This window comes from Methylomonas rhizoryzae, from assembly GCF_008632455.1.
GTDB lineage: Bacteria > Pseudomonadota > Gammaproteobacteria > Methylococcales > Methylomonadaceae > Methylomonas > Methylomonas rhizoryzae.
This window is the reverse complement of the sequence record NZ_CP043929.1, coordinates 4,436,590-4,461,686: the sequence shown is the minus strand read 5'-3', so window position 1 is coordinate 4,461,686 and position 25,097 is coordinate 4,436,590. Positions and strand designations below refer to the sequence as shown.

25 protein-coding genes are annotated in these 25,097 nt (G+C 50.5%); 14 read left to right on the top strand and 11 right to left on the bottom strand.

Features of this window, described 5'->3' with window-relative positions; translation table 11 throughout:
• Nucleotides 1-18: 18 nt before the first annotated feature.
• Both F1E05_RS19680 and F1E05_RS19675 read left to right on the top strand, forming a co-directional pair.
• Nucleotides 19-792, top strand: coding sequence for a hypothetical protein (locus F1E05_RS19680; protein ID WP_150051527.1), 774 nt, complete (start codon nt 19-21; stop codon nt 790-792).
• A 283-nt stretch (nt 793-1,075) separates the two neighbouring features.
• Entirely contained in the window at nt 1,076-1,426 is a 351-nt protein-coding gene (locus tag F1E05_RS19675) for a hypothetical protein (RefSeq protein WP_150051525.1), read from the top strand.
• Here the strand turns inward: F1E05_RS19675 and alr are convergent.
• The 3 genes from alr to F1E05_RS19660 are packed head-to-tail and all read right to left on the bottom strand — an operon-like array spanning nt 1,399 to nt 5,152.
• Nucleotides 1,399-2,478, bottom strand: coding sequence for an alanine racemase (alr, locus tag F1E05_RS19670; RefSeq protein WP_150051523.1), 1,080 nt, complete (start codon nt 2,476-2,478; stop codon nt 1,399-1,401). The genes F1E05_RS19675 and alr overlap by 28 nt on opposite strands.
• Nucleotides 2,475-3,869 (bottom strand): replicative DNA helicase, encoded by a 1,395-nt coding sequence (dnaB, locus tag F1E05_RS19665; RefSeq protein WP_150051521.1) that lies wholly within the window; start codon nt 3,867-3,869, stop codon nt 2,475-2,477. The genes alr and dnaB overlap by 4 nt, the downstream gene beginning before the upstream one ends.
• 59 nt (nt 3,870-3,928) lie before the next feature.
• Nucleotides 3,929-5,152: an HD-GYP domain-containing protein gene (locus F1E05_RS19660; RefSeq protein WP_150051519.1), complete on the bottom strand. Its 1,224-nt coding sequence runs from the start codon at nt 5,150-5,152 to the stop codon at nt 3,929-3,931.
• Nucleotides 5,153-5,493: 341 nt separating this feature from the next.
• On the opposite strand from F1E05_RS19660, the gene neuB reads away from it, so the two are divergent.
• The 9 genes from neuB to F1E05_RS19615 all read left to right on the top strand — a co-directional run bounded on the left by neuB (nt 5,494) and on the right by F1E05_RS19615 (nt 14,894).
• Nucleotides 5,494-6,564: an N-acetylneuraminate synthase gene (gene neuB, locus F1E05_RS19655; RefSeq protein ID WP_150051517.1), complete on the top strand. Its 1,071-nt coding sequence runs from the start codon at nt 5,494-5,496 to the stop codon at nt 6,562-6,564.
• The gene (locus F1E05_RS19650; protein WP_150051515.1) at nt 6,561-7,202 is read left to right on the top strand and encodes an acetyltransferase; all 642 of its coding nucleotides are present in this window, start codon (nt 6,561-6,563) and stop codon (nt 7,200-7,202) included. The genes neuB and F1E05_RS19650 overlap by 4 nt, the downstream gene beginning before the upstream one ends.
• 9 nt (nt 7,203-7,211) lie before the next feature.
• On the top strand, nt 7,212-8,264 hold the full coding sequence (locus F1E05_RS19645; protein ID WP_150051513.1) for a nucleotidyltransferase family protein: 1,053 nt from the start codon (nt 7,212-7,214) through the stop codon (nt 8,262-8,264).
• A gap of 132 nt (nt 8,265-8,396) precedes the next feature.
• A complete protein-coding gene (locus F1E05_RS19640) occupies nt 8,397-9,245 on the top strand; it encodes a flagellin N-terminal helical domain-containing protein (protein ID WP_150051511.1) in 849 nt (282 codons plus the stop codon).
• Between the two features lie 65 nt (nt 9,246-9,310).
• Nucleotides 9,311-9,757: a flagellar protein FlaG gene (locus F1E05_RS19635; RefSeq protein ID WP_150051509.1), complete on the top strand. Its 447-nt coding sequence runs from the start codon at nt 9,311-9,313 to the stop codon at nt 9,755-9,757.
• Between the two features lie 29 nt (nt 9,758-9,786).
• On the top strand, nt 9,787-11,181 hold the full coding sequence (fliD, locus tag F1E05_RS19630) for a flagellar filament capping protein FliD (protein ID WP_150051507.1): 1,395 nt from the start codon (nt 9,787-9,789) through the stop codon (nt 11,179-11,181).
• A 15-nt stretch (nt 11,182-11,196) separates the two neighbouring features.
• Nucleotides 11,197-11,583: a flagellar export chaperone FliS gene (gene fliS, locus F1E05_RS19625; protein WP_150051505.1), complete on the top strand. Its 387-nt coding sequence runs from the start codon at nt 11,197-11,199 to the stop codon at nt 11,581-11,583.
• Nucleotides 11,576-11,908: a flagellar protein FliT gene (fliT, locus tag F1E05_RS19620; protein ID WP_190303199.1), complete on the top strand. Its 333-nt coding sequence runs from the start codon at nt 11,576-11,578 to the stop codon at nt 11,906-11,908. Before fliS ends, fliT begins: the two co-directional genes overlap by 8 nt.
• A 241-nt stretch (nt 11,909-12,149) precedes the next feature.
• Nucleotides 12,150-14,894 carry an Hsp70 family protein gene (locus tag F1E05_RS19615; protein ID WP_150051501.1) on the top strand — a complete coding sequence of 915 codons (2,745 nt, stop codon included), beginning with the start codon at nt 12,150-12,152 and terminating at the stop codon, nt 14,892-14,894.
• Between the two features lie 82 nt (nt 14,895-14,976).
• On the opposite strand, the gene F1E05_RS19610 is transcribed toward F1E05_RS19615, so the two are convergent.
• Nucleotides 14,977-15,399, bottom strand: coding sequence for a CinA family protein (locus tag F1E05_RS19610; RefSeq protein WP_408631321.1), 423 nt, complete (start codon nt 15,397-15,399; stop codon nt 14,977-14,979).
• 405 nt (nt 15,400-15,804) lie between these two features.
• Between F1E05_RS19610 and F1E05_RS19605 the strand changes: the two genes are divergently transcribed.
• Nucleotides 15,805-16,629 (top strand): symmetrical bis(5'-nucleosyl)-tetraphosphatase, encoded by an 825-nt coding sequence (locus F1E05_RS19605; protein WP_150051497.1) that lies wholly within the window; start codon nt 15,805-15,807, stop codon nt 16,627-16,629.
• Between the two features lie 2 nt (nt 16,630-16,631).
• On the opposite strand, the gene F1E05_RS19600 is transcribed toward F1E05_RS19605, so the two are convergent.
• From F1E05_RS19600 to F1E05_RS19575, 6 genes are all read right to left on the bottom strand, one after another.
• Nucleotides 16,632-17,000 carry a hypothetical protein gene (locus F1E05_RS19600; RefSeq protein WP_150051495.1) on the bottom strand — a complete coding sequence of 123 codons (369 nt, stop codon included), beginning with the start codon at nt 16,998-17,000 and terminating at the stop codon, nt 16,632-16,634.
• Nucleotides 16,997-17,359: a NifB/NifX family molybdenum-iron cluster-binding protein gene (locus F1E05_RS19595; protein ID WP_150051493.1), complete on the bottom strand. Its 363-nt coding sequence runs from the start codon at nt 17,357-17,359 to the stop codon at nt 16,997-16,999. Before F1E05_RS19595 ends, F1E05_RS19600 begins: the two co-directional genes overlap by 4 nt.
• Before the next feature lie 13 nt (nt 17,360-17,372).
• On the bottom strand, nt 17,373-18,071 hold the full coding sequence (locus F1E05_RS19590; protein WP_232056717.1) for an alpha-ketoglutarate-dependent dioxygenase AlkB family protein: 699 nt from the start codon (nt 18,069-18,071) through the stop codon (nt 17,373-17,375).
• Between the two features lie 4 nt (nt 18,072-18,075).
• Nucleotides 18,076-18,699, bottom strand: a complete 624-nt coding sequence (locus F1E05_RS19585) for a glutathione S-transferase family protein (protein ID WP_150051491.1) — start codon at nt 18,697-18,699, stop codon at nt 18,076-18,078.
• Entirely contained in the window at nt 18,696-19,154 is a 459-nt protein-coding gene (locus F1E05_RS19580; protein ID WP_150051489.1) for an amine oxidase, read from the bottom strand. The genes F1E05_RS19585 and F1E05_RS19580 overlap by 4 nt, the downstream gene beginning before the upstream one ends.
• Nucleotides 19,155-19,478: 324 nt before the next feature.
• Nucleotides 19,479-21,686 (bottom strand): PKD domain-containing protein, encoded by a 2,208-nt coding sequence (locus F1E05_RS19575; RefSeq protein WP_150051487.1) that lies wholly within the window; start codon nt 21,684-21,686, stop codon nt 19,479-19,481.
• 352 nt (nt 21,687-22,038) lie between these two features.
• Between F1E05_RS19575 and trpE the strand changes: the two genes are divergently transcribed.
• The gene (gene trpE, locus F1E05_RS19570) at nt 22,039-23,520 is read left to right on the top strand and encodes an anthranilate synthase component I (protein ID WP_150051485.1); all 1,482 of its coding nucleotides are present in this window, start codon (nt 22,039-22,041) and stop codon (nt 23,518-23,520) included.
• Nucleotides 23,517-24,107, top strand: coding sequence for an anthranilate synthase component II (locus tag F1E05_RS19565; RefSeq protein ID WP_150051483.1), 591 nt, complete (start codon nt 23,517-23,519; stop codon nt 24,105-24,107). The genes trpE and F1E05_RS19565 overlap by 4 nt, the downstream gene beginning before the upstream one ends.
• Before the next feature lie 6 nt (nt 24,108-24,113).
• Here the strand turns inward: F1E05_RS19565 and mltB are convergent, their stop codons facing one another.
• A complete protein-coding gene (gene mltB / locus F1E05_RS19560; protein ID WP_150051481.1) occupies nt 24,114-25,094 on the bottom strand; it encodes a lytic murein transglycosylase B in 981 nt (326 codons plus the stop codon).
• Between the last annotated feature and the right edge of the window lie 3 nt (nt 25,095-25,097).

Here is a 25,097-nt window from a genome sequence, read left to right as displayed (position 1 = left end):
CAAAACAATTGCCCGACTATGATTAATTTCTCACTGCCACATTTTCCACCTAGAAATACGGTCGCCGTACATCGCTATCGTGATTATTTCATCGCCGGCTTCACGTTTATAGCCACCACCATTTGCCTGACGTTGGACGGCTTCACGCCAAAGTTCATGCAGTATGTGTTGGCGTTATGCGGTTGGATTTTCCTGTTGGCATTTCTGCGAGGCGAATCCGGGTATGTGAGAATGCAGGTTGCGGTGGCCGTGTCTTTTGCGCTGATAGGCGAGTATTTCGCTTCGGTATATATGAAAGGCTATGTGTACCGTTTCGAAAATGTGCCTGCTTATGTACCTGCCGGACATGGACTGGTTTATTTGACTGCGGTCGCATTAGGGCGATCCGGCTTATTTCAACAACATGCACGGCGTATTGCCGTGTTTGTAGTTGCGGTATGTGCTGTGTGGGTGGTATGGGGGTTAAGCGGTGTAGGCAGACTCGATGTAATCGGGGCGGTTTTATATCTAGTGTTTCTAGGCTATTTATTCAAAGGGCGCTCACCGATGGTTTATTTAGGGGCGTTTTTTATTACTTCTTGGTTAGAAATTGTCGGAACTTCAGCGGGAACGTGGGCATGGGCGGAAATAGATCCGGCGTCGAGTTTGCCGCAAGGAAATCCGCCTAGCGGCGTTGCGGCTTGGTATTGTCTGGTTGATGCGGTTGCGATTGCCGGAGCCGGGCCGGCTGCGCAGGTAATGGCCAATGCGATACGGGTGTTCGACAGGCAGCGCAGTTTTTTTCGACAATAAGTTAGTTTTACATCCCCTTCTGTCTTTGCAGCGTATGGCGCATGCGTATCGCACTGATTGGCCGTATAAGTCGACCGTTAGAATTGGGTTGTGTATAACGGGATGGGTTTTATGGTGTGAGTTTTTCGTGAATGCGGCAGGGCATCAATTGATATTTTCTATTTTTAACATAAAAACTATCAAATTTATTGATTGATAAAATGGGTGCAAAATGCCTCCAACTTGGTGAGACCGAAATTAAGAATCGGCCGCCAATACTAACAGTGGCTTATGGAGGCTTATCATGAAAACGCAAGTAATTATTACCGCATCAATCGTTTTAACCGCTACATTATCTTCCGCAGTAGCCTATGCGCATGGAGATCACATCACAGCGGAAACCATGCTTAAAAATCGTGTGGTCGAAATTGTCTACGATGACCCGGCAATTAACCGCGGCATACATAGTTATTTCAATCCAATCGCCGCAAAAACCATCGGAAAAGACGGCCAATTTTATGTCAGTCAAGCTTATGGACCTGCGATATACAGTTACCCTTCGGCGGCTGTCAATTTTGGCCTTAATGCTGAAGATGCGAGCGAATGTGAATTAAACGGCACGGAAATTCATTGCTCAACCACGTATACGCGTTGAGTGATGCCGCATAGCAAGGTGTAAGGAATGGTATCGGCGTAGCGGGCAATTTCTTCCACCGGTAGCCCCGGCCCCCACAAGGTAACCGGATCGCCGGGGCTGGCATGGGGTTGGCTCGTCAAGTCTACCGTAATCATGTCCATCGAAACTCTGCCGATCAGCGGTACACGTTGCCCGTTGACCAAGACGGGGGCTTCCGGTCGGGTATGGCGGTGATAACCGTCTCCATAACCTATCGAGATGACCCCTATGCGGGTATCGACTTTACATTGCCAGGTTCCGCTATAGCCGACAGTCTCTCCGGCACTGACATTTTTTACGGCAATTACCCGGGCATGTAAACTCATTACCGGCCTTAATCCGAAGTCTGTGCCGGTTTTTCCGGCAAACGGCGAGCAGCCGTACAGCATTAACCCCGGTCTTACCCAGTCGCTAATCACGTTCGGCCAGCCGATGATGCCTGCCGAGTTGGCGATGCTACGCTGTCCGGGAAAACCCTCGATAGCCCGGTTAAACACATCGATTTGACAACGCGTTTTGTCGTCCAGCAAATCGTCCGCATTGGCAAAGTGAGTAATCAAATTGACAGGCTGTTCGACAATTGAACAACGCAATAAGGCTTGATAGGCGTTAGCGAAATCCGCGTTTTTAAAACCCAAGCGATTCATGCCGGAATCCATTTTTAACCAGACCGTCAATCCGGGATTGTGAGCCGATTGTTGCTGTAAAAGCTCGATTTGCTGGGGGGTATGAACGACTGCGTCCAAGCCGTGTTGCAGCATGGACTGCAGCTCGTCGCTGCAGACAAACCCTTGTAATACGGTGATAGGCTGGGTTATGCCGGCTTTACGCAGGCGCACGCCTTCGTCCAATCTGGCAACGGCTAGGCCGTCGGCCTCGGTCAAAGCTCTCGCTACGCGCGTGATCCCATGGCCGTAGGCGTTGGCCTTGATGACCGCCATGATTTTGTGGTTAGGTGCGTAACGTTTTACTTGATGTAGATTGTGTCGTACGGCATCTAAATCCAAACGGACGTATGCGGCCGGGGTCATTCGTAATCTCCGTCTCCCGAATAATGGCCGGCAAAGTTTTCGAAACGGGTGTATTGCCCTAAAAACGTTAAGCGTACCGTCCCTAAAGGACCGTTACGCTGCTTGCCGATAATTACTTCGGCTATGCCTTTATCCGGACTATCCTCGTTGTAAACCTCGTCGCGATACACGAAGATGATTAAATCGGCGTCTTGTTCGATGGCGCCGGATTCTCGTAAGTCAGACATGACCGGCCGTTTGTTGGGGCGCTGTTCCAGATTACGGTTCAACTGCGACAGGGCAATGACCGGCGTGTTTAATTCCTTGGCTAATGCTTTAAGTCCGCGGGAAATGTCGGAAATTTGTTGTACCCGGTTGTCGCCGCTAGTCGGTGACTGCATGAGCTGTAAGTAGTCGATCACGATTAAGCCGAGTTGGCCGTATTCGCGGGTTAAGCGGCGCGCGCGCGAACGCACTTCGGTTGGTGTTAAGGCCGGCGTGTCGTCTATGAATAGCTTGGTTTCGGCAAGAAGATTAATCGCGGACGTCAGTCTAGGCCAGTCGTCGTCGTCTAATTTACCGGTGCGGACTTTGTGCTGATCGATGCGGCCCAGCGAGGACATCATCCGCATGGCCAGCGCTTCGCCGGGCATTTCCATACTGAATACCGCTACCGGCATGCCGCTTTTGACGGCTACGTTTTCCGCCATGTTCATCGCGATGGTGGTTTTGCCCATAGACGGCCGTCCGGCGACGATGATCAAGTCGGATGGCTGCAAGCCAGAGGTTTTTTCGTCCAGATCGGTAAATCCGGTACTGGCGCCGGTAATATTGCCGTCCAACTCGTATAGGGTTTCGATTTTATCGACGGCTTTGGCCAGTAGCGATTTTATCGACGCAAAACCGCCTTGTCCGCGTTGCCGCTGTTCGGCGATCTCGAACACCTTGCGTTCGGCGTTTTCCAGTAATTCGGCGGTTTCCCGGCCTTCCGTACTAAAGGCCGAATCGGATATCTCGGTTCCTACATGTATCAGTTGCCGAAGTACCGAGCGATCCCGCACGATATTGGCATACGCCACGATGTTGGCGGCGGTGGGCGTTTCTTTGGCCAAAAAAGCCAGATAGGCCAAGCCGCCGACATCTTTTAGCTCTCCGGTTGCCTCCAATATTTCCGATAAGGTGACGACGTCGAACGGTTCTTGCTTTTCGGCTAGTTGACCGATAGCCCGAAAAATGAGCTGGTGATCCCGGCGATAAAAATCCACCTCGTTGACCTTGTCGGCCACCGAGTCCCAAGTTTGATTGTCGAGCAACAAGCCGCCTAATACCGATTGTTCGGCTTGCAAAGAATGAGGGGGAACTTTTAAGGAATCGACGGCATAGTCGGGTTCAAGAAAATAATCGTCGGACATGAGGTTGAAAAAGCGGCACGAAATGCGGCCGTCAATTATAACTCAGCGCTTAGCCTGGATCAGCCGTTAGCCAATCGATAATACGACTCGGCATTGAGCTTTAATCGTTCCACGACCTCGGCATCCAATTCGCCGGCTGCCACGCGCCGCTCCAGTTCTTGGAGGGCTTCGGGCAACGGCATGCTGCGCCGGTACGGGCGGGTTTGTATCAAAGCCTGAAAAATGTCGGCTACCGTGATGATTCGGCATTCCAAGTCTTGCGAGGCGCTGGCGGTTTTAAACGGATAGCCTTCGCCGCGCAGGTTTTCGTGGTGAAATCCGGCCCAGATCGGGATTTTTGACTGGCTGAATACCCGTTGCAAAATGCGATAGGTATCGTAACTATGTCGTTGCATGCTCGCCCGTTCGTCAGGTGTGAGTTTGCCGGGTTTATCGATGATATTTTCGGAGACGCGCAGCTTGCCTAAATCGTGCAGTAGTCCGGCAATCTCGACTTGTTCCAATTCCGCTCCGGCAATACCGAAATCCTGCGCAAGCTGCCTGGCAATTGCCGCTACCCGTTCGGAATGCAATTCCGTGTAATGACTTTTCGCGTCCACCACGCGGGAGAATAATCTGGCTAGTTCGCGTTGCGCTTGGAAATCTAAGCTAACCGGCGCCACGTCTTTTCCCAGGCTGCGCAAATCCTCGTCCAAATAGTCCGGTTCCATCGCCAGCCAAAATGCCTCGCTTTTCCCGACTACTGTCAATGCATCCAATAAATGCGGCGAAAATAAGGTGGCGGCGCAATCTTGCAACTGTGCCAGAATGTCCGTGCAGGCCGTCAATACACGCTCGGTATTTAAATAGGGTACCAACAGCATGTCGACCCGATCGACCAGAAACAGTAGGTTGGCCCGTAGCCGAACACGATCGCTTACGGGCAGCGTCAACAGTTGTTCCCAGCGGGTATGGTGATACCGCACTTCTTCGGCAAACTGTGTGAGGGGCGGGCATTGCTGTAAATATTGGGCACCGCGAATGGCATGCGCCTCGGCGCCGGCCCATTCAAGAGCATTCAAAATATTATGCCTCTCTTGCATTTGCGCCACGCCGCAATCGTGCAACATGCCGGAATGCATGATGGACAAGCATTCGTCATAGGGCCAGCCGAGATGGTTGGCGATGTGAAAAGCCATGATCGCTACTCTTTTGCCGTGCTTGATTTCATCGTATCCGACTAAATCCAACGCGCAGCTCAATGCGGTAATTGCACTATGTAAATCTATAGTTTGACTAGTCATAGATACCCATGCGGTAAAGTGGAACGCGTGTTTTACCCGTAAACAGAGCGTCATTTGGGCGGCAAGCGGATCGTTTTGTACTGCGTGTAACAGGTTGACGAATTTTCATGCATGCAATGGAGAAATGGCGTATTTGGCATGCTAAGGTCAAACGACTTAGCGCTGAAAAAAGCAAAGTTCTATTAGTCTAGTCGTTACTTGTTTATCAGTTGGCGACAACTACGGTGGCGCAGGCAGGGACTGGATGGCAGGTCTTGGTTTAAATGCGGACGGATTCACATTAGGCTAACCTTAGCGTGTTAATTGATGGCTTTTTTATTGTTGCCACATTGGGAGAAGGCATGAGTCACGTGTATATCATCGCCGAAGCCGGCGTGAATCATAACGGCAAGCCGAAAGCGGCGTTTCAGCTGGTAGATGCCGCCGTTGCTGCAGGCGCGGATGCGGTTAAGTTTCAAACTTTCAAAGCCGAAAAACTCACAACGGCCCTGGCCGGTAAAGCCGATTATCAAAAGCAAGCGACGGGTTCGCGCGAAAACCAGTTGGAAATGTTACGCGGCTTGGAATTGCAACAGGTATTTCATTACGAATTGCGCGATTACTGCCGCGGCCGCGGAATCGAGTTTTTATCTACGGCCTTCGATTTCGACAGCTTGGTATTTTTGGCTAACGAAGTAGGCGTGAGCCGTTTGAAGATTCCCTCAGGAGAAATCAACAACGGACCGTTTTTATTGGCGCATGCCCAAACCGGCAAAGAGCTGGTTTTGTCGACCGGTATGGCCGGCTTAGGCGAAGTCGAAACCGCATTAGGGGTTTTGGCTTTCGGTTATTTGGGCTGGGAGGCGCCGAGTTTGGAGCGGTTTCGCCTCGCTTACGAAAATAGCGCGGGTCACGATATTCTGAAACAAAAAGTCACGCTGCTGCATTGCACCAGTGAATATCCGACACCGCCCGAGCACGTAAACCTAAAGGCCATGGATACTTTGGCCCATGCCTTTGAATTGCCGGTCGGCTATTCCGACCATACCGTCGGTCTGGCCGTGCCGATTGCCGCAGTAGCTCGCGGCGCGGTATTGATCGAAAAGCACTTCACGCTGGACCGCAACCAACCCGGCCCGGACCATCAGGTTTCCTTGGAGCCGGAGGAATTGAAACAAATGGTTGCTGCGATACGCTGTGTGGAAAGCGCATTAGGTTCGGCGCGTAAAACCCCGCAAAAGGAGGAATTGAAAACGCGCGATGTCGCCCGAAAAAGCGTGGTAGCGGCGCGTGAGATTGGGCGAGGGGAAACATTCGGCGTCGAAAATTTGACATTCAAGCGGCCCGGCACCGGTAGAAGTCCGATGGATTATTGGCGGCTGTTAGGCCGGACAAGCGAACGGGATTATCGCGTTGACGATTTAATCGAATGAGACAACGGATAATTTTGCTGGGGAGCGGAGGCCATGCAAAAGTTCTGCTCGAAACCTTGCGTAGAGGTGGCCGGGAGATCGTAGGGATAACCGATCCGGCTCGTCCGCCGGGTAGTAGTTGGGAGAATGTCGCGGTATTGGGTGACGACAGCGTGATCTCGCGGTTCGCGGTGGATGACGTGATATTGGTTAATGGCCTCGGTTCTTTGCCCAGAGATAGTGGATTGCGTGCAAAACTCTATAACGAGTTCGTGGCGCAAAAATATCGGTTCGATACGGTGATAGATCCATATGCAATAGTTGCAAGCAGTGTTTTGTGTCGCGCCGGAGCGCAAGTGATGGCGGGCGCCATAATTCAGGCAGGCACAGTAATTGCTGAGAACGCTATTATCAATAGCGGCGCGATAGTCGAGCATGATTGCGTGATCGGCTGCCATGCACATGTAGCACCCGGAGCGGTACTGAGCGGCAACGTGGAGGTCGGAAATAACGTGCATATCGGTACCGGGGCGGTCATCATTCAAGGCATTCGGATTGGAGCGGGTAGTATCGTCGGCGCCGGCAGCGTAGTAACTCGCGATATCGGCGTGCGCCAGATTGTGTATCCGGCTCGCGCGCGCATACAAGACATTTATTAAGAGCATGAAATGAAGCAGCATTGGCAACAGGTGGTGATAGGATCGGACACTTCTCTCAGAACCACTCTGGAAGTGATAGATCGCGGCGCGCTGCAAATTGCTTTGGTGGTAGACGGCAACGAAAAATTGATCGGTGTAGTGACCGACGGCGACATTCGCCGAGCGCTCATTCGCGGGTTGTCGCTGGAACATGCCGTCGGCGACGTGATGAATAAGCGGCCTAAAGTCGCCACGCTACAGGATAGTAAAACCCAGTTGATCGCAATGATGGAGGGACACCATTTATATCAACTACCTGTGGTCGACGAACGCGGCCGCGTGGTGCGCTTGGAATCTTTGCAAGCCTTGTATAAACAACCGTGTTTCCCCAATCCGGTGTTTTTAATGGCGGGCGGTTTTGGAAAACGTTTACGGCCCTATACCGACGATTGTCCCAAGCCTTTGTTGGAAATCGGCGGGAAACCGATTCTGCAGACCATTATCGAAAATTTCGTCAAATCCGGTTTTCGGCAGTTTTATATCGCTGTGCATTTTAAAGCCGAAAAAATCAAGCGCTATTTTGGTGACGGTAGTCGTTGGGGCATTTCGATCGTCTATATCGACGAATTGGAGCCTATGGGAACTGCCGGAGCCATCGGTATGCTGCCGGCCGACTTGCCGGACGTACCGTTGATCGTGATGAACGGCGACATTCTTACCCAAATCGATTTTGCCAGGCTGCTGGCGTATCACAACGAGCAACAAGCCATCGCGACCATGTGCGTGCGGCAGTATGAGTATCAAATTCCTTACGGAGTTGTGAGGCTGGATCAGCAGCGTATCGTTGGTATCGATGAAAAGCCTTTGCAACATTGTTTGGCAAACGCGGGAATTTATGTATTGGATCACAGTTTGATAAACAGCATCGCCGCGCAAAAAAAACTGGATATGCCCGACCTATTCAACCGGCAAATCGCCGCAGGCGAGGCGGTGTCTATGTTTGCGGTCAACGATTATTGGTTGGACATAGGCCGGGAAGCCGATTTTTTGCGTGCGCAGGGCGAGTTTGCCCAGTATTTTTGAATTCGATGATTAAAGTTCTCCAAACCAAAGCCGATAAAACCAGCGAGTTTGAAACAATCCTTTTTTCTTAAAGTCAACTAAACAAGGCATTTCCGCAGAATCGCGCATTCTCGGTATCTGGAGGGTAATATCATGGCAATGGTCATCAATACAAACGTCCAATCGTTGAACAGTCAACGGTTCTTGAATAATACCAATATGTCGTTATCGACCTCTATGGAGCGTTTGTCTTCGGGTTTGAGAATCAACTCGGCTAAAGACGACGCGGCCGGCTTGGCTATCAGCGACAAAATGACATCGCAAATTCGCGGTATGACTGTTGCGGTGAGAAACGCGAACGACGGTATTTCCATGGCGCAAACCGCTGAGGCCGGCATGGGAAATATTACCGATACGCTGCAAAGGATGCGGGACTTGGCCGTTCAAGCTGCCAACACCGCGGGGGTATCGTCGAGTGATAGACAGAAACTGCAAACCGAATTCAAACAACTCGGCTTGGAGATGAAACGTATCATTCAAAACACCGAGTTTAACGGCAAAAAAATTCTGAACGGTTCGTTGAAAAACGCTAACTTCCAAGTTGGTGCTAATACGGCAACAGACAACCAAATTTCAGTTAACATCTCCGACTTGGAAAAAGTCACTAGCTTGAGTGCATTGTTCGGCACCAAGTTGTCGATCGGTTCGAATGCTACCTCCAACAACGTCAGATCTGCGATTACCGCTATCGATAGCGCCATCAAAAAAATCGATACATTCAGATCGACTTTGGGTGCAACCCAAAACCGGTTTACTACCACCATTGCTAACCTGCAGTCGTCTATTGAAAATCAATCCGCCGCCAGATCGCGGATTATAGATGCGGATTTTGCGATAGAAACTTCCAACTTGAGCCGCACGCAAATCCTGCAACAAGCAGGTACGGCGATGTTGGCGCAAGCTAACCAATCCACACAATCCGTTCTCAGTTTGCTGAGGTAGTTTTGATGGGAAGGTGGTATGGTATATAGCACCTTCCCGATTACTAAACGTATAAGGTGAACATCATGAACAGCGAGATTACCAATGTAGTGAAGTTATCTCCCGTGACTGTTGTGAAAGCCGACAAGCAAACCGACGACCGTTCTTCAAGTAAAGACGTAATTAAAGGCGAGCAGTTGTCTGTTTCGCCTACGCCTGCTTCTACGCCGACGGAAAGTTCCAATCCATTGAATTTTCAAGCTAAGCAGGAAGACGATAAAAAAACCAACCCTAAGACGCCTTTGGAAGACGTTAAAAAGGCTGCGGACGAAGGAAACGCTTTATTGCAAGAAGTCAAGCGCAATCTGCAATTCAAGGTCGACGATACTACCAATGAATTGGTGGTCAAAATTGTAGATAGCGAAACCGGCGAACTTGTGCGGCAAATTCCGTCCGAGGAAATGTTGGCTTTTATCAAACACATGAAAGAAATGGATGGTCATCAAGGCTCGATGATACAGGATAGGGCTTAAATTGCAGGTGGGGTTTTTAGGAGGCAGCCATGAGTATCGTATCGTCAACAGGTCTTGGTAGCGGCATCGACATTCAATCTCTGGTCTCGCAATTGACCGCGGCGGAGAAGCAGCCTGCGGTCAACGCGATAACGCGTCAGCAAGATGCCGTTAGCACGCGGTTGAGCGGATTGGGTAGCTTAAAAAGCGCGTTATCCACGTTTCAAACGGCTGTTGCCAAATTGAAGGACGACACCCTGTTCAAAACCCATGCAGGCTCGTCTGCGGACGAGAGCATCGTTAAGGCCACTGCCTCGTCCGGTTCTGTGGCCGGAAATTATGCCGTGGAAGTCAAACAATTGGCCAAAGCGCAAAAATCCATTTCCAATACTGAATTCGCTAGTTCGTCCGCTACCGTGGGTACCGGAACATTAACCTTTGCAACTACCGGCGGTTCATCGTTTAACATCACCGTCGACAGTAGCAACAATACTTTGGCCGGGATTCGCGACGCCATTAATGCCTCGTCCGACAATAGCTCGGTGACTGCAAGCATCATTAACGTAGACAACGGTAGCGGTACCGGAACAATCTCTAAACTGGTACTCACCGCTAAAAATAGCGGGACTACGAATGCCTTTACCGTCAGCGGCAGCGACGATGACGGCAACGATAGCGACGCATCGGGATTGTCGCAGTTGTTCTCCGCTAACCTTGACGAGCAAACGTCCGCCTTGGATGCGATCATCGAAGTTGACGGCCAAACCGCCACTCGGAGTACAAATTCGATTAGCGACGTGCTGCAAGGCGTTACTTTAGATTTACAGAAAGCGGAAATCGGTACGACGGTCAATGTGAACGTTAGTCTGGATACCGATGCAATCAGTAAAGCGGTCAGTGGCTTTGTGTCGGCATACAATGCCTTGCATTCCACCACGGCAGCGCTTGGAAAATACGGCGGTAGTGACGACGGTACCGGGAACGGAGCGTTGATAGGCGATGCAACTTTGCGACTCGTTACCAGCCAAATTCGGCAGAACACTTCGTCCTCCGTTTCGTCTGCGTCCGGGAATTACAATTCGCTGGCTATGATAGGCGTGACGATAGATAAAAGCGGCGTCATGTCCCTGGACGAGACCGACATGGAAGCGGCGTTGAATTCAAGTTTATCCTCGGTAGCCGAGGTTTTTTCGTCCGACGATGGTGTCGCAACCCGCTTGGATGACATCCTTGACCAGTTTTTGCAATCGGGCGGCTCTATCGATAGTCAGACCACTTCGTTGAACAATCGAAGTGCGCAACTCGAAGATCGCCTCGCTGATGTGGAAGCCCGTTCCGAGACGTTTCGAGCGGCGCTATTAAAACAATTTACGGCAATGGATGTTACCGTGGGGCAATTCAATTCCACCGGTTCATTCTTAAGCAGCTGGATTAGCAATTTATAACTTAAAGGGGTTGTCATGTACGTCGATGCGCAAAAAAAGGGTGCCCGGCAATACGCCGAAATGCACAATACCGGCAGGCTGGAGGAAAACACCCCTCATCGTCTTATTCAGATGCTGATGGAGGGCCTGCTTGCTCGGATAAACTCCGCCAAAGGCGCAATGGATCATGGGGATGTCGAAGGGAAAAGTATTTTTATCTCTAAAGCCATCGGCATCGTCGGTGGTTTAAACGAGGCCTTAGACTTGGAGCAAGGCGGGGAGCTTGCCTTGAATTTACGTCAGCTCTACGAGTATATGAATATGCGCTTGTTAGAAGCCAGCAGGGAAAACAGTATCGAAAAATTGGACGAAGTGGCCGGACTGATGCGCGATATAAAAGAAGCGTGGGATGCCATTGGCTAATCGTTCGGTAAGCGCACAGGGATGGTTGGAGCAGCGTGAAAGGGAATTACAAGACTTTACGCGTCAAATTGAGTCTCGTATAGAGAACAAGGACTGGGAAGGCCTGCAATCTGTATTAGAAGCTCGGCAGATTTATTTCGAACGGCAACAGTCCGGCCCCATTCCAGCTTTATGCGTTATGGGATTTAAAGGCTTAATTCAACAAGTCTTATCTCAAGACCAAGCGTTCCAAGCGCGTATTCAGCAAATCCGCGATCAACTCAAAATCGAACAGCAGTCATTCGAGCGCGGCAAGCAAGCATTGCACGCTTATAATGGCAGATAGTTTTCGAACTCGTATCAATCCGCTTCCCTGATTAGTTTCTATTCAAAGACAGGCGTCCAACGGAGCTGCGTTGCCGTCGCGAAAAATGGGTTTTTAGCGTCATTGATTTAACGCCCCCCAAATTTTGGGCAACAAATGCCTTTTCGGTTGAAAGCTACCTCGGGTTATTGCCTGTCAAAACAACCCATCGCGCTTTTGTAAATTACAATATGCGCTTCGGTAAGTAAAAATAGGCAAGACTTTGAACACAAAAAAGCCGAACTTTCTGGTTGGCATCGATTTGGGTACTACCCATACGGTAGTGGCTTACGCCGACATCCACGATCCGGATAAATCCATCCGGCTATTTGAAATTCCGCAACTTGTCGCCCCTGGTGAGGTTGCTACGCGGCCGTTGTTGCCTTCCGTCCGTTATCACCCGGCTCCGGGCGAATTTAGCGCTGAAGCCGGGTTTCTAATTGCAGAAGACGGTGCAATATTGGGAGAAGCCGCCAGGCTGTTGGGCTCTAAATCTTTAGGTCGTTTGGTCACGAGCGCCAAAAGTTGGCTATCGCATCCTTCGGTCGATCAAACGGCGGCCATTTTGCCTTGGGGTAGCGACGAATCGGTTTTTAAAGTGTCGCCGCTACAAGCGTGTGCCAGTTATTTACAGTATGTATCTACGGTTTGGAGCCAGCAGTTTCCGCATGCACCGTTATCAAATCAAGATCTGGTCATCACGGTACCGGCTTCATTCGATGAATCGGCGCGCTCGTTAACCTTGCAAGCGGCCAAAACGGCCGGTTTAGTTGGCGTCCGCTTGCTCGAAGAACCGCAGGCGGTTGTTTACGATTGGTTACGGCGTCATGCCGGAACGGTGAACGAGGCCTTAGCGGGGAGCCGATTATTGTTGGTCTGCGACGTGGGAGGCGGAACCACAGATCTTACCTTGATCAAAATCGAGTACGGCGATGGTGAGCCTACGCTAACCCGGATTGCGGTGGGCGATCACTTAATGTTGGGAGGCGATAACGTCGATTTGGCGCTAGCCCATTTAGCCGAAGGCCGATTACGTCATGGAGATAAGAAGCTCTCCACCGCGGAATTATCTCAGTTGTTGGAGCAATGCCGGATCGTTAAAGAAGCCTTGTTGACCGACGATGCACCAACGCAACTGCCGGTGACCCTGCTGGGTAGCGGTTCTAAACTGATTGGCGGCAGCAAGTCGACATTACTCGAACGCGTAGAGGTGGAGCGTCTCGCATTAGACGGTTTCTTACCATTGTCTTCGCTCGGCGAATGGCCGGATAGAAAACGTAGCGGAGTAGTTGAGTTCGGCCTGCCTTATGCCGCCGAGCCGGCTATCAGCAAACACATTGCCGCCTTTTTGCATGCCCACGCCCAAGCTGCCCGTTCGGCATTGCAAAGTGATGACATAGTGCCGGATGCGTTGTTGCTTAACGGCGGGGTGTTTCGTAGCTCGGCCATGGTTAGCAGAATAACCGGGCTGCTTGCCTACTGGCGTAATGAAAATCCGCCGTTGGTGTTGGAGAACCGACATCCCGAATTAGCGGTAGCCTATGGTGCCGTATGCTATGCATTGGCTAGGCGCGAGAAAACGCTCAAGATTGGCGGCGGCTGTGCGCGTAGTTATTTTTTACTGATCGACAACAAAGACAACGAAGTTCGGCAAGGGGTGTGCGTATTACCGAAAGGTAGTGAGGAAGGCCGGGAAATCATACTCCCCGGCCGGCATTTTGCGCTGAAGATCGGTCAACCGGTACGATTCCATTTGTTGTCCGCCAGCGGCGACAGCATGCAACATCCAGGCGATATCGTAACTTTAGACGACGAACATTTTCATGATTTGCCGCCATTGGCGGTAGCCTTCGAAGGTGAGCAAAAACAGGAAATCGCGGTGCAACTGGCGGCGACTTACACCGAAGTCGGCACGTTGCACTTGCAGTGCGTTGCGTTGCAAAACGCCGACGCGCGATGGGATGTGGAATTTCAAATCCGTAAACAACCCTCGTTCTCACGAACAGCCGACTTGCCGGCTCAATTGCCGTTAGCTTTGGAAAAGATACAGGCCGTTTTCGGCGCCAAATCAAAACAGGTTAGCCCGCAAGCAGTAAAAACTTTGCGGCTCGATTTAGAAAATGTGTTGGCTTTGCCGCGTTCGGATTGGCAGACGCCGCTGTTGCGCGAATTATTCGGCGTATTGTTGGAGGGCGGAAAATACCGTCGTCGTAGCGAGCAACATGAAAGACTGTGGCTGAGCCTGACCGGGTTTTGCCTAAGGCCCGGCTTTGGGTATCCGCTGGACGATTGGCGTATCGAACAAATTTGGAAGCTATATCCGGAAGGCATCCAATTCGTTAACGAAAAGCAAAACTGGACCGAATGGTGGACTTTTTGGCGCAGGGTATCCGGTGGCTTACCGACCGAAGCACAACAAAAACTGTTCGAAGATATTTCTAAATTTATTAATCCCGCGAGTGCCCGGCAAAGTGCAGTGACCAAACAACTCGCTGTGCGCGGCTATGAAGACATTGTTCGCTTGGCTGCCGTGTTGGAGCGTTTGCCGTCCTGCCATAAAATTCAACTGGGGGAATGGATATTGAGTCGCCTAGGCAAAGCCGGTGAGCCCGATACGAGTTGGTGGGCTTTAGGCCGCATAGGCGGTCGCGTCTTGTTTCACGGCAATCAGCACGACGCGATTTTGCCCGCTGTTGTGGAAAACTGGCTGCAAAAAGTTCTGCAAACCGATTGGAAAAAACAGCCGCAAGCCGGTTTTGCAGCAAGCTTACTGGCCCGGAGCTGTAACGATAGGTTATGGGATATAGACGATGCTATGCGCGGACGGGTGTTGGAGCGACTCAGGCAGGTAAAGGCGCCGGTTTCGTGGCAGGAAATGGTGGCCGAATTTCGCCGCTTGGACGAAAGCCAGGAAAAACAAATCTTTGGCGAAGCCCTTCCTCCGGGGTTGCGCTTGCTAGCCGAGTGACTATCCGAAGAGTCTTTATACGCTTTGCGGATTTGTTAGCGATAAACGAAAAACGCCTTTGGGCCTGTAGACGTATGCGTAATTATTGCGGGTGCCGGCTTAGAGCTAGGGCTTTTTCCAGGCAATAGTCGATGGCTTGTTGTCTGATTTCTTGCCGGTTGCCGGACAGTCTTAGGTGTGTGCACTCGGCGGTAAAGTTTTTAACAATCCATGCCACAAAGACAGTGCCTACCGGGTTGTGCGCACTACCTCCGGTCGGACCTGCAATGCCCGTCACCGCCAGTGCCAGGTCGGCTTGACTGTGCATTAAGGTTCCCGCAGCCATTTCCAGTGCCGTCTGTTTGCTGACCGCGCCGAAGCTTTCCAAGGTTTGCACCTTGACGCCAAGCATGTCTATTTTCGACTGATTGCTGTAGGTTACAAATCCCCGGTCGAACCATGCGGAACTGCCGGAAATGTCGGTGACGGCATGGGCAATGCCTCCGCCGGTACATGATTCCGCCACGGCTAATTTCCAGCCCCGCAAGCCTAATTGTCGTCCTAATGTTTCGGCGTTAGCTAATGTGATATTACTCATAGGCAAATGAAAAATGACAAAGTGGGGGTCTGCGATTAACCTGCACTGTCGCCCGAGTGTGCTTTGTGTCTGTAGGAATGGCGACAAAAACCATAGTTAATAGACGGATGTCGGTGGCTAGCATCAGGGGGATTAACGAGTGTGCAAGGCAAGACTTTAAATATTGTTTTATAGCTTATTGATATTTATCGGCTATTTTTAGATCGCGCGGCTACGGCCTATCTGGGCTTGTGCATCGCTAGGCACGAACGTAATTGGCATCAAACTTGATTCAACATTATACGAATAAGTTAAATTCTTTTGAGTTTTGCTGCGATTAAAGGCCTAAATACTATGACAACCTATGCTATCGGTAGCGTACTCGGCAATGACCGCTTGTTATCCGAGCTTTTGCAACACATCGATTTTAATCCGGCTCAGGATAGATTATGGTTTGCCGGTAATTTAGCGGGAGGCCCTGGATCTTTGCAAACTCTTCGCATGGTTAAAAGTTTCGGCAAATCGGCGCTTAGCGTGTTGGGCGACAATGAGTTGCAATTGATGCAAATAGCAGCCGGATTTGCCGAAGCGGATTTGCTGCCCGGAGCAAAAGAGATTTTGGACGCGGAAGATAAAGACGAGCTGATACGCTGGTTAAGGCGTTGCAGCTTGGTTCATCATGATAGTACGTTGAATTTTACGATAGTACACGCCGGGCTGCCGGCGGAATGGACTTACAGCCAAGCTTTGACGTTTGCGTTTGAAGTGGAGTCCGGGCTGACCGGGCCTAACTATCTGGCTTTTTTGGAAAATAGACGGTTGGATCAAACCAGATGGCATGCCAAATTGAGAGGTTGGAAGCGGGCGAATTTCATTACGAATGCCTGTACGCAGATCAAGTACTGTAACGAGCAAGGACGGCTGGATTTTCAGACGATTGGACCGGTCGGTGCACAAACAGCTGGTTTGATGCCGTGGTATCGGGTGCCGAATCGTGCAAACGCCCAATTGCGGATTCTATTTGCCGACGACGCTAACTTTTTGGATGGTAGCGTTCCCGGCATTTATCCCTTACCGTCGATTGACGGCCTTTCGGCACGCAATTTAGACAATCCGCAACAACTCATTTCATTGCCGCGTCGCGACTTTGCAATACAGGCACGGGTCGGTGCCGCTTAGGCTTAGGAGTCGTCGTCACTTTCCGTGACGGCTAATAACCCATGTTCGCGAATATAAGCTTTGAATTTCTTCATGACCGGCCGAGTTAATGCGGTTTCCGCCAATAATCGTTGTTCGTATACCTGCATTTTTAAGGTTTCGTCCGTTGGTTGAACTCTAGCTTGTGCGATCAATGCATGCAGTTCGTTATTCAGTATTTGGCCTTTGCGCATTTTGATTCGGTCGTACAGCAGGGTCATGATGACTTTTTCATGTTCCGGCATTTTGCATTTGCCGTCCAAGATTTTTAACATCACAGTCACGGCGCAATCGACTTGAATCGGGTTGAGCTCATAGGCTGTTGCCCATGCGGAAACATGTTCTATTGTCATTTGCCGGCTCTCAATGCAGCGATCCGATGGGCGTGGGTCATCAGCGATTCTTCGATGGCCATGTAAGCGTATTCGGCAACTGCTTGCACGCCGATGGCATTAACTTTTTCAGTCGGGCCGTCGCCGATCTTGGCCACGAATACGCTATGGCAGTCTTTGATCGAGGCCAATATAGCCGGCATTGCCGATTCGTCCGCGGTTTGGCCTAAGCAGTAGTTGGCCACGTCTCGCGTTTCCAGATAATGGCAGCGATCATCGTGGATGGAATAGATATGGAAATGCTTGGCGTGGCCGAAATGTTCGTTGATAGCGATTTTATCTTTACTGGCTACTGCGAATTTCAGGCTAAGTGTGGTCATCGGTTTTGGCAGGTTACGCTGAGATTGCGGCTTTTAGATTGAAAACGTGGCGGAAGGTAAGGTTGATGCGTCCTTCGGAAACGTGTTTGTCTTTAGGTACGCTGTGCCACCAATCACGTTGAAACGCCGGTTTCATGACTAACAGGCTGCCGCTATCGAGTATAAACCTGCCGGTAAGCCCGCTAGCTTTCTGTTTATATGCGAACCAGCGAGGGGAACCGAAGGTCACGGAAGCGATCAACGGGGCTTCGCCTAATTCCGCTTCGTCGTCGGCATGCCAACCGACGAAGTCTTGGCCATCGCGGTAATAATTGGCCAGCACCGAGTTGAAAGGGGCGTTTAGGTATTGTTCTAACCTGACGCGAATATCTAAAAGAACCGGCGTCCACGGGGTGGTTTTAAGCAAATTGTTGCTGTAACTATAACGAATGCCGGCGTCGGCATGCCATGTTTGTAAGCGCGGCAATACAAACTGCCGTCCTGAATATTCGTAGTGATTCGATGGCCATTGTCGGTGCCGAAAACTGTTAAACAGGAATTCGCTTTCCTCGGCATCGAAAAAGTCTGCAATATATTCCAGTTCCGGGATTGGTGCGCAGTGACCAAGCTGATTGCTGGCCGAGGTTGACATGGCTGTAGCGCCGTTGTTTAAGGCCTTTGCCGATGCGTGCGCGATAGTTGGGCCAGGCTGAGTACGTTCGCGGATTGGCATCGTCTTATTCCAATCTATAGCCTTCTTCGAGCAAAACGCGTTTGACAGCAGGCCGAGACAACATCAGTTGATAATGCTGTAAGCAGTTCGCCGGAAGTTGAATGCCGGATCGTAGCGCCCAAAACTCCACGTAAAATAATGCGGCATCCGCGATACTAAAATCGCCCAGGCAGTAGCCGGAGTCGGCGATTTGTGCGTTGAGAATCGCGAATGCTTTATTGACTATAACTTCGCCTTCCTGTTTGATTGCCGGGAAGGCCTCAGCTGCCGTATTGAATTTTTCAGGCACGAAAATGCGTAGAAATCCCTGTCCGTGTATCGTGCCGACGACATAGTCCATGATTTCCATAGCTTTGGTTGCCAAGTCCATGTCGTCGGGTAACAAATGTGCTTTGGGGTATTTACGCGCTAACCAATAGGCAATGGCTTGATATTCGCTGTAGCTTGTTCCGTTGTCGCATACCAAGGTTGGAATCGTGCCTTTGGGGTTGATGGCCAAAAATTCCGGTTTATGTTGATCGCCGTTCATTAAATTGAGCAAATAAGCTTCGAATACTAAATCCAATTCCTCGAGCAGAATGTGGATTCCTATAGAACAAGCTCCGGGGGTGAAGTAAAACCGCATCATTGGATTTGCAAAAAATGCTCGTTGACGGCTAAAGCGAAGTCTTTCCAGATCAGGGCAAGCTCTCGTCTTACCTCGTCGATGTAATCCTTGTCGGGTTTGTGCTCGGTCGGAAAGTTGGATAGGGCGCATGACGTGCGATGTTTTTCAACGACGGACAACAAAAATTCGTCGCTGAAACCGCGAAAATTAGCCAGCACGGATTGAGTCAAGTCCGACATGCCGTCGGTGGCCGATAGCCCGCTTGAACTGAAAGACAGGCTTTTGACTTCCGTTAAGGCATCGTCGTACATCTGTTGCAGCACGGCTAACACATTACGCTGAAAACAACCTGACCATTGTTGATGGGACAGGTCGTAGGCTAGACGCCGTTCGTATTCGCCTTTGGCAGCGGATTTTCGATTGGCCACATAATGGCTAAGTTGCTCCAAGGGGGCGGAATTAATGGATTGGGTCATCGTGACTTTTAATTTTCAATTCTTAGCCACATCCAATCAAAATTCGGGCCAGATTTTTCAGGTGACGTAGGCCAAAGCCTATTGGCGTCAGCACTAGAGATTCGTTGAGATTTCAGCGCCGCGCATTAAATAATTGGGCAGTGAAGGCGGTAATGGGCTCAATTAGCTTTGTAGGTCTATGTAACGATTGCCGCGTTTTGAGCGCTTTACAACAATGGGATGGTTTGCGGAATCTATATCGGGCGGAAGGGTTTTAAAAGACCTGATACGCTATCGGGCAAGCTTGATAGCTTGCCCGATAGTCATTGAGTTTGCAGAAAGAGATTACCAAGTCAAGGTAACGATATTTTGTGTGTTTGCCGTTGCGTCGTACACATAGTCACTGACGACTACTTTGTTGACCGTGTAGGCTCCTGAGCCGGTTGCGCCGGAGGATACGGGCTTTGAAATTTGGGTTACGACGCCGTATTGGTTGGTTTTTCCGATTGAGGAACCTTGGAATGTGCCGGACCAAGCGCCTGTGACTATAGCGTTAGGTACAGGTTGACCTTGGCTGTCTACCAGTTTGAGTACTACCTTGGCTCTTGTTGTTGTGCTTTTGATCAATTGCATTGACATTGATGCCACGCGAGCTGTGTTGACTTCGGGAGCGGTTACTTCAATACCTATCGTTTGTGTGTTAGTTAGCATGTGCTCGTTAGTCACAGTCAATACAGCAGTGTAATTACCGACCGTGGTGTAGGTATGGGTTGGATTGGAACTGTCGGAAGATTGTCCATCGCCAAAATCCCAGTGGTAGGCCACGATAGCGCCGTTACCTATGGAATCGTTAGCAGAGAACTCCACAGTCAATGACGCCGGACCTGATTGAGTGGAGCTGGTAACCACGGCAACCGGCGGTTCTGCTACTGCGGCGGCTTCAAACGAACCGGTAATTTGATATTGACCTAAGCTACCGTAGGTCGGATATCCATAATCGGAACCATTGGCCGGACGGTCGGCGTCTTTTACCGCGAGATAATATAGGCCTGCCGATACGTTAGTTGTTATCGTGGCTGACAGATTGTCCACCGGGGCATGGCTGGCGATAACAGTGCCGTCTGCACTGTACAAGGTCAATTGAGTATCCAGGTTCGGGCCTTTAGCTGCGGGAGCAACTGTAAAGCTAACGTCTCCGCCGGCGGTATTGAATGAATACATGTCTACGTCGGTAGCGGTTTCGATGATCCCGAAATTTAGTACTTGTGCTGCGGAGTTATCGGTCGTATTCGTTAATGAAGTCGCGGTATCGAATGTGTTGCCGGTATCGTCGGTTCTCGTTACTAAGCCTTTGGCCGCCATTACGGAAAAGTCGTTTTGACGGTTGTTTGCGCCGGGATAAGTACCGCTGTTCCATTGCGTGACGTTTTTATAGTAGCCAACGCCCATGATAGGTGCCCAGCCTGTCGTGCCGCTGCCGTGACCGGAATAATAGCTGGCTGACGAGGTACCGTCGTGGAGTAAACCAAACGTATGGCCGGCTTCGTGGGAAATGGCTTCGGCAATGTATTTTTCGTTGTTTGCCAACGATTGTTGAAACACCCAGGCTGGTTGATAGGCGGTATTGTTTATCATCGCGACCATGCCGATATACGCAATGCCGCCGCAGGTGCAGCTGATGGTGCCTTTTTTGGTAACCACGATTTGCGTGCCGTAGGTGGTGTCGGAAGTGCTGCTACGTATTAATGCTGTTGTTGAAGGTTGTTCGGTGGTTACGTCTATGTCGAACGGTATGTAATCTTCTGCCACGCGATTCCAGATGCTGATGATGTTATTGCGCTCGTTATCGTCGAAGGTGGTTGGGTCGCCGTTTAAATCATAGGCCGGCGCAACGATGGTTGAACTTGACCAGGCTGTTCCTGTGGCGGTGTAGCCGACAAAGTTGATATATAGCGTTTTTGAAGCACCGGGTTTGCTATGCAGTTTAAAGGCGTTTTCGCGTTGAGCTGTGGTGGCTATCGGTACCGCCGTTGCCGTTTCGGTTCCGGCAGTAGAGCCGCCGGCCATCTGTGGCTCGGAATGATCGTGGTTGTCGTGGTCCGCGCCGGTATCGACGACAAACAATTGATTGTTGCTGTCGACTTTCAAGGTGTCGTCCTGCAGCAGTTTTTGCGTTAAGGCTTCGGCGGTTAAACCGTAATTGGCTGCGACTTTCGGTAAGTCAACGCCTATATGGTTAATTGCATCTTGGCCTTCGAAATGGGTCGGTAGATTTACCGATTTTTGGGTTGCCGCGCTTGATTTATAAACTGCGGATTTTGCCAATTGCAAAGGATCTTTGCCATCGCCGTTAGCACCGGTATCGATAATTTGTTTGATGCTGCCGGCTTGATCCACTTGGATCATATAGTTGCGGCCTTGCATGACTGCAGCGACTAATTCGCGATTTTGTTCCAGATTAATTCCGGTTAAGTCAGCAGGGGTGGCGGCGAATGCGCCGGCGGAAACAGCCATTTCTAGGGAAATGGCTAAAGCCAAAGTAGCGGTTTTCATATCGGTCACCTTTTGGGGATAACCTTCAACAAGCACACCAACCGATCCAACTTGTTGAAGGGAAAACTGAGTTATAAGTTATTTTGGGTTTTGGTTTAATTTCTAAACACGGTGCTTTTTATAGCGATTTGGCTAACCAACATCTTTGAATTACCTCTAATTCTCCGAGCCGGCGGCGGCGAAAACCGGGGATTAGGCTGATAAATGCAAACTGGTGTGCAAAATCTGTGGCCTGTCGGCTCCGAAGTTTTGCCGTCAGTATGGATCGGACAGTAAGTTTCAGCACATGATCCGGTTTGAATGTGCGATACAATGCCGGGTTTTAGTTTTCTTCCGATTTCAGAGAATTAGCATGACGCCTTCGCAATTTTCCGAATTTGCCCGCCAGGGATATAACCGAATTCCGGTTTGCCGAGAAATATTGGCAGACTTGGATACGCCGCTAAGCGCATATTTGAAATTAGCTGACGGTGCTTATTCTTATTTGCTCGAGTCTGTACATGGAGGCGAGCAATGGGGGCGGTATTCGATTATTGGTTTACCGTGTTCAACCCGCATAAAAGTTTACGGCTACACGGTAATAGTGGAAGAGGGCAAGACGGTTGAACGGATCGAACATGCTCAACCGCTGGAATGGCTGGCGGAGTTTCGTAAGCAATACCGTGTGCCGGACGTTCCCGGTTTGCCGCGTTTCAACGGCGGTTTGGTTGGTTATTTCGGCTACGAGACCATTGGCTATATAGAGCCGCGGTTGCAGAATTTGCATAAACCGGATCCCATTGGCGCGCCGGACATTTTGCTAATGGTTTCGCAGGATTTGTTGGTTTTCGACAATTTGTCAGGCAAGATGCTGCTGATTACCCATGCGGATCCTGCTGTGCACGATGCGTATGAGCAAGCGAACCAACGTTTGGCAATTCTGATCGACAAATTGCATCAGCTTAAGGCGCATCCCAGTCAGCATCCTGTCACCAAGCAGGTGCAGGAAACCGACTTTGTATCCGGTTTTACTCAGCGGGGCTTTGAAGACGCGGTCATGAAAGCCAAGCAGTACATCACCGACGGCGACTGCATGCAAGTGGTGCTATCGCAACGGATGTCGATTCCGTTCGATGCCGCCCCTTTGGATTTGTACAGGGCGTTGCGATGTTTGAATCCGTCGCCTTATATGTATTACTTGAATTTGGGCGAATTACATATCGTCGGCTCCTCGCCGGAGATTTTGGTCCGTTTGGAAGACGGCGATGTGACGGTCAGGCCGATTGCCGGAACTCGGCCGCGCGGAACCACGCACGAACAAGATCTTGCCTTGGAGCAGGAGTTATTGGCCGATCCTAAAGAGATTGCCGAGCATTTGATGTTGATCGATCTGGGGCGTAACGATACCGGGAGAGTCGCAAAAATCGGCAGCGTTAAATTGACGGATAAGATGATCATAGAGCGTTACTCTCATGTCATGCACATCGTATCGAACGTGACCGGCGAGCTGCAAGACGGCAAAAATGCGTTCGACGTGTTGGCGGCCACTTTTCCGGCCGGTACGGTCAGCGGCGCGCCTAAGATTCGAGCGATGGAAATCATCAACGAGTTAGAGCCCGTGAAGCGAGGCATTTATTCGGGGGCTGTCGGCTATATTTCCTGGTCGGGCAATCTGGATACTGCGATTGCGATTCGTACGGCGGTAATTAAAGACAAGACCTTACATATACAAGCCGGCGCCGGCATCGTGTACGATTCGGTGCCGCGTAGCGAATGGGAGGAAACGATGAATAAAGGCCGTGCCGTGTTTCGTGCGGTCAGCATGGCCGAAGCCGGGCTGGGAGGGATAGCATGAGCGCGCTAAGACTGGTAATGGTCGACAATTACGACTCGTTCACTTACAACCTGGTTCAGTACTTCGGCGAGTTGGGCGCCGATGTAATCGTGGTTCGTAACGACGAAGTTTCGGTCGAAGAAATCGAAGCCCTAAAGCCGGATAAAATCGTGATTTCCCCCGGCCCTTGCACCCCGAAGGAAGCCGGTATTTCGGTCGATACCATACACCGATATGCGGGGCGTTTCCCCATCTTGGGAGTTTGCTTGGGGCATCAGAGCATCGGTTATGCGTTCGGCGGGCAAATCATTCATGCCAAAGCCATTATGCATGGGAAAACTTCCGCGGTTTACCATAAGGATATTGGTGTGTTTAAAGGCTTGAGCAATCCTTTTACCGCAACTCGTTATCATTCATTGGTGATTGATCAGGCTACCTTGCCGGAATGTTTGGAGATTACCGCCTGGACTCAAGACGATGACGGTAATATCGATGAAATCATGGGGGTACGGCATAAGACCTTAGAGGTGGAAGGCGTGCAGTTTCACCCGGAGTCCATCTTGACCGAGCACGGCCATGACATGCTTAGAAATTTTTTGGTTGGCTGAATGGGGTCAATGGCCAATTCGTTGGCGGATTTCCTGACTTAGCTGGTAAACCGCCAATGCATACAAGGGGCTGTGGTTATAACGGGTAATAACATAAAAGTTATGTAAGCCCAGCCACAGTTCTTCCCCGTCCGGCAGTTGGTAACTGAGTAGCTTTCCTGCAAGGTTGTCGGCCAGGCCGCTGGGTAGATTGACTTTCAGTTGCCGTAATTGGTTGATAGAGGTATCCGGCTTGACGCCTTTGGAAAGGGCTTGCTTGTATATTTCGCCATTGGCGCTGACCGGAAAGGCGATTTGTTCGCCCGGTTGCCACTTGTTGGCGGCAAAATAATTGGCTACGCTGGCGATGGCGTCGGCCGGATTTTGCCAGATGTCGCGTTTGGCGTCTTGATCGAAATCTTTGGCATAAGTTCTATAGCTGCTGGGCATAAACTGGCCCAAACCCATGGCGCCCGCGTAAGAGCCCAGAGGTTGCAAGGGATTGAGGTTTTCCTCCCGGCTCAACAGCAAGAAGTTTTCCAATTCCTTTAAGAAAAAGTCGCTTCGCGGGGGGTAGGCGAAACCAAGAGTGGCAAGTGCATCGATTACGCGGTATTTGCCGGTGTTTTTGCCGTAATGAGTTTCGACGCCGATGATGGCAACAATGATTTCCGCCGGCACCCCGTACTGTTGCTCTACCGCCTGCAGAGTGGTTTCGTTGTCCTGCCAAAATTTTACTCCCCCCTCAATGCGTGCCGGCGTCATAAAAATTTGCCGGTATTGATACCAGGGTTTTGCTTCCGCCGGTTTAGTCATAGCGGCCAAAATTTGCTCTTGAATCTCGACCGACTGGAACAAGTTTTTCAGCGCGTCGGCGTTGAAATGATGTTCGGACACCATTTGAGCGATAAATTTATTGAAGGCATCGCTTTCCGGAATGGCGGCATGGGCGGTGGAGAGGCTGTAAAGGCTGGCGATTGCGGCACGTAATGCGGTCTTGAATTTCATAGC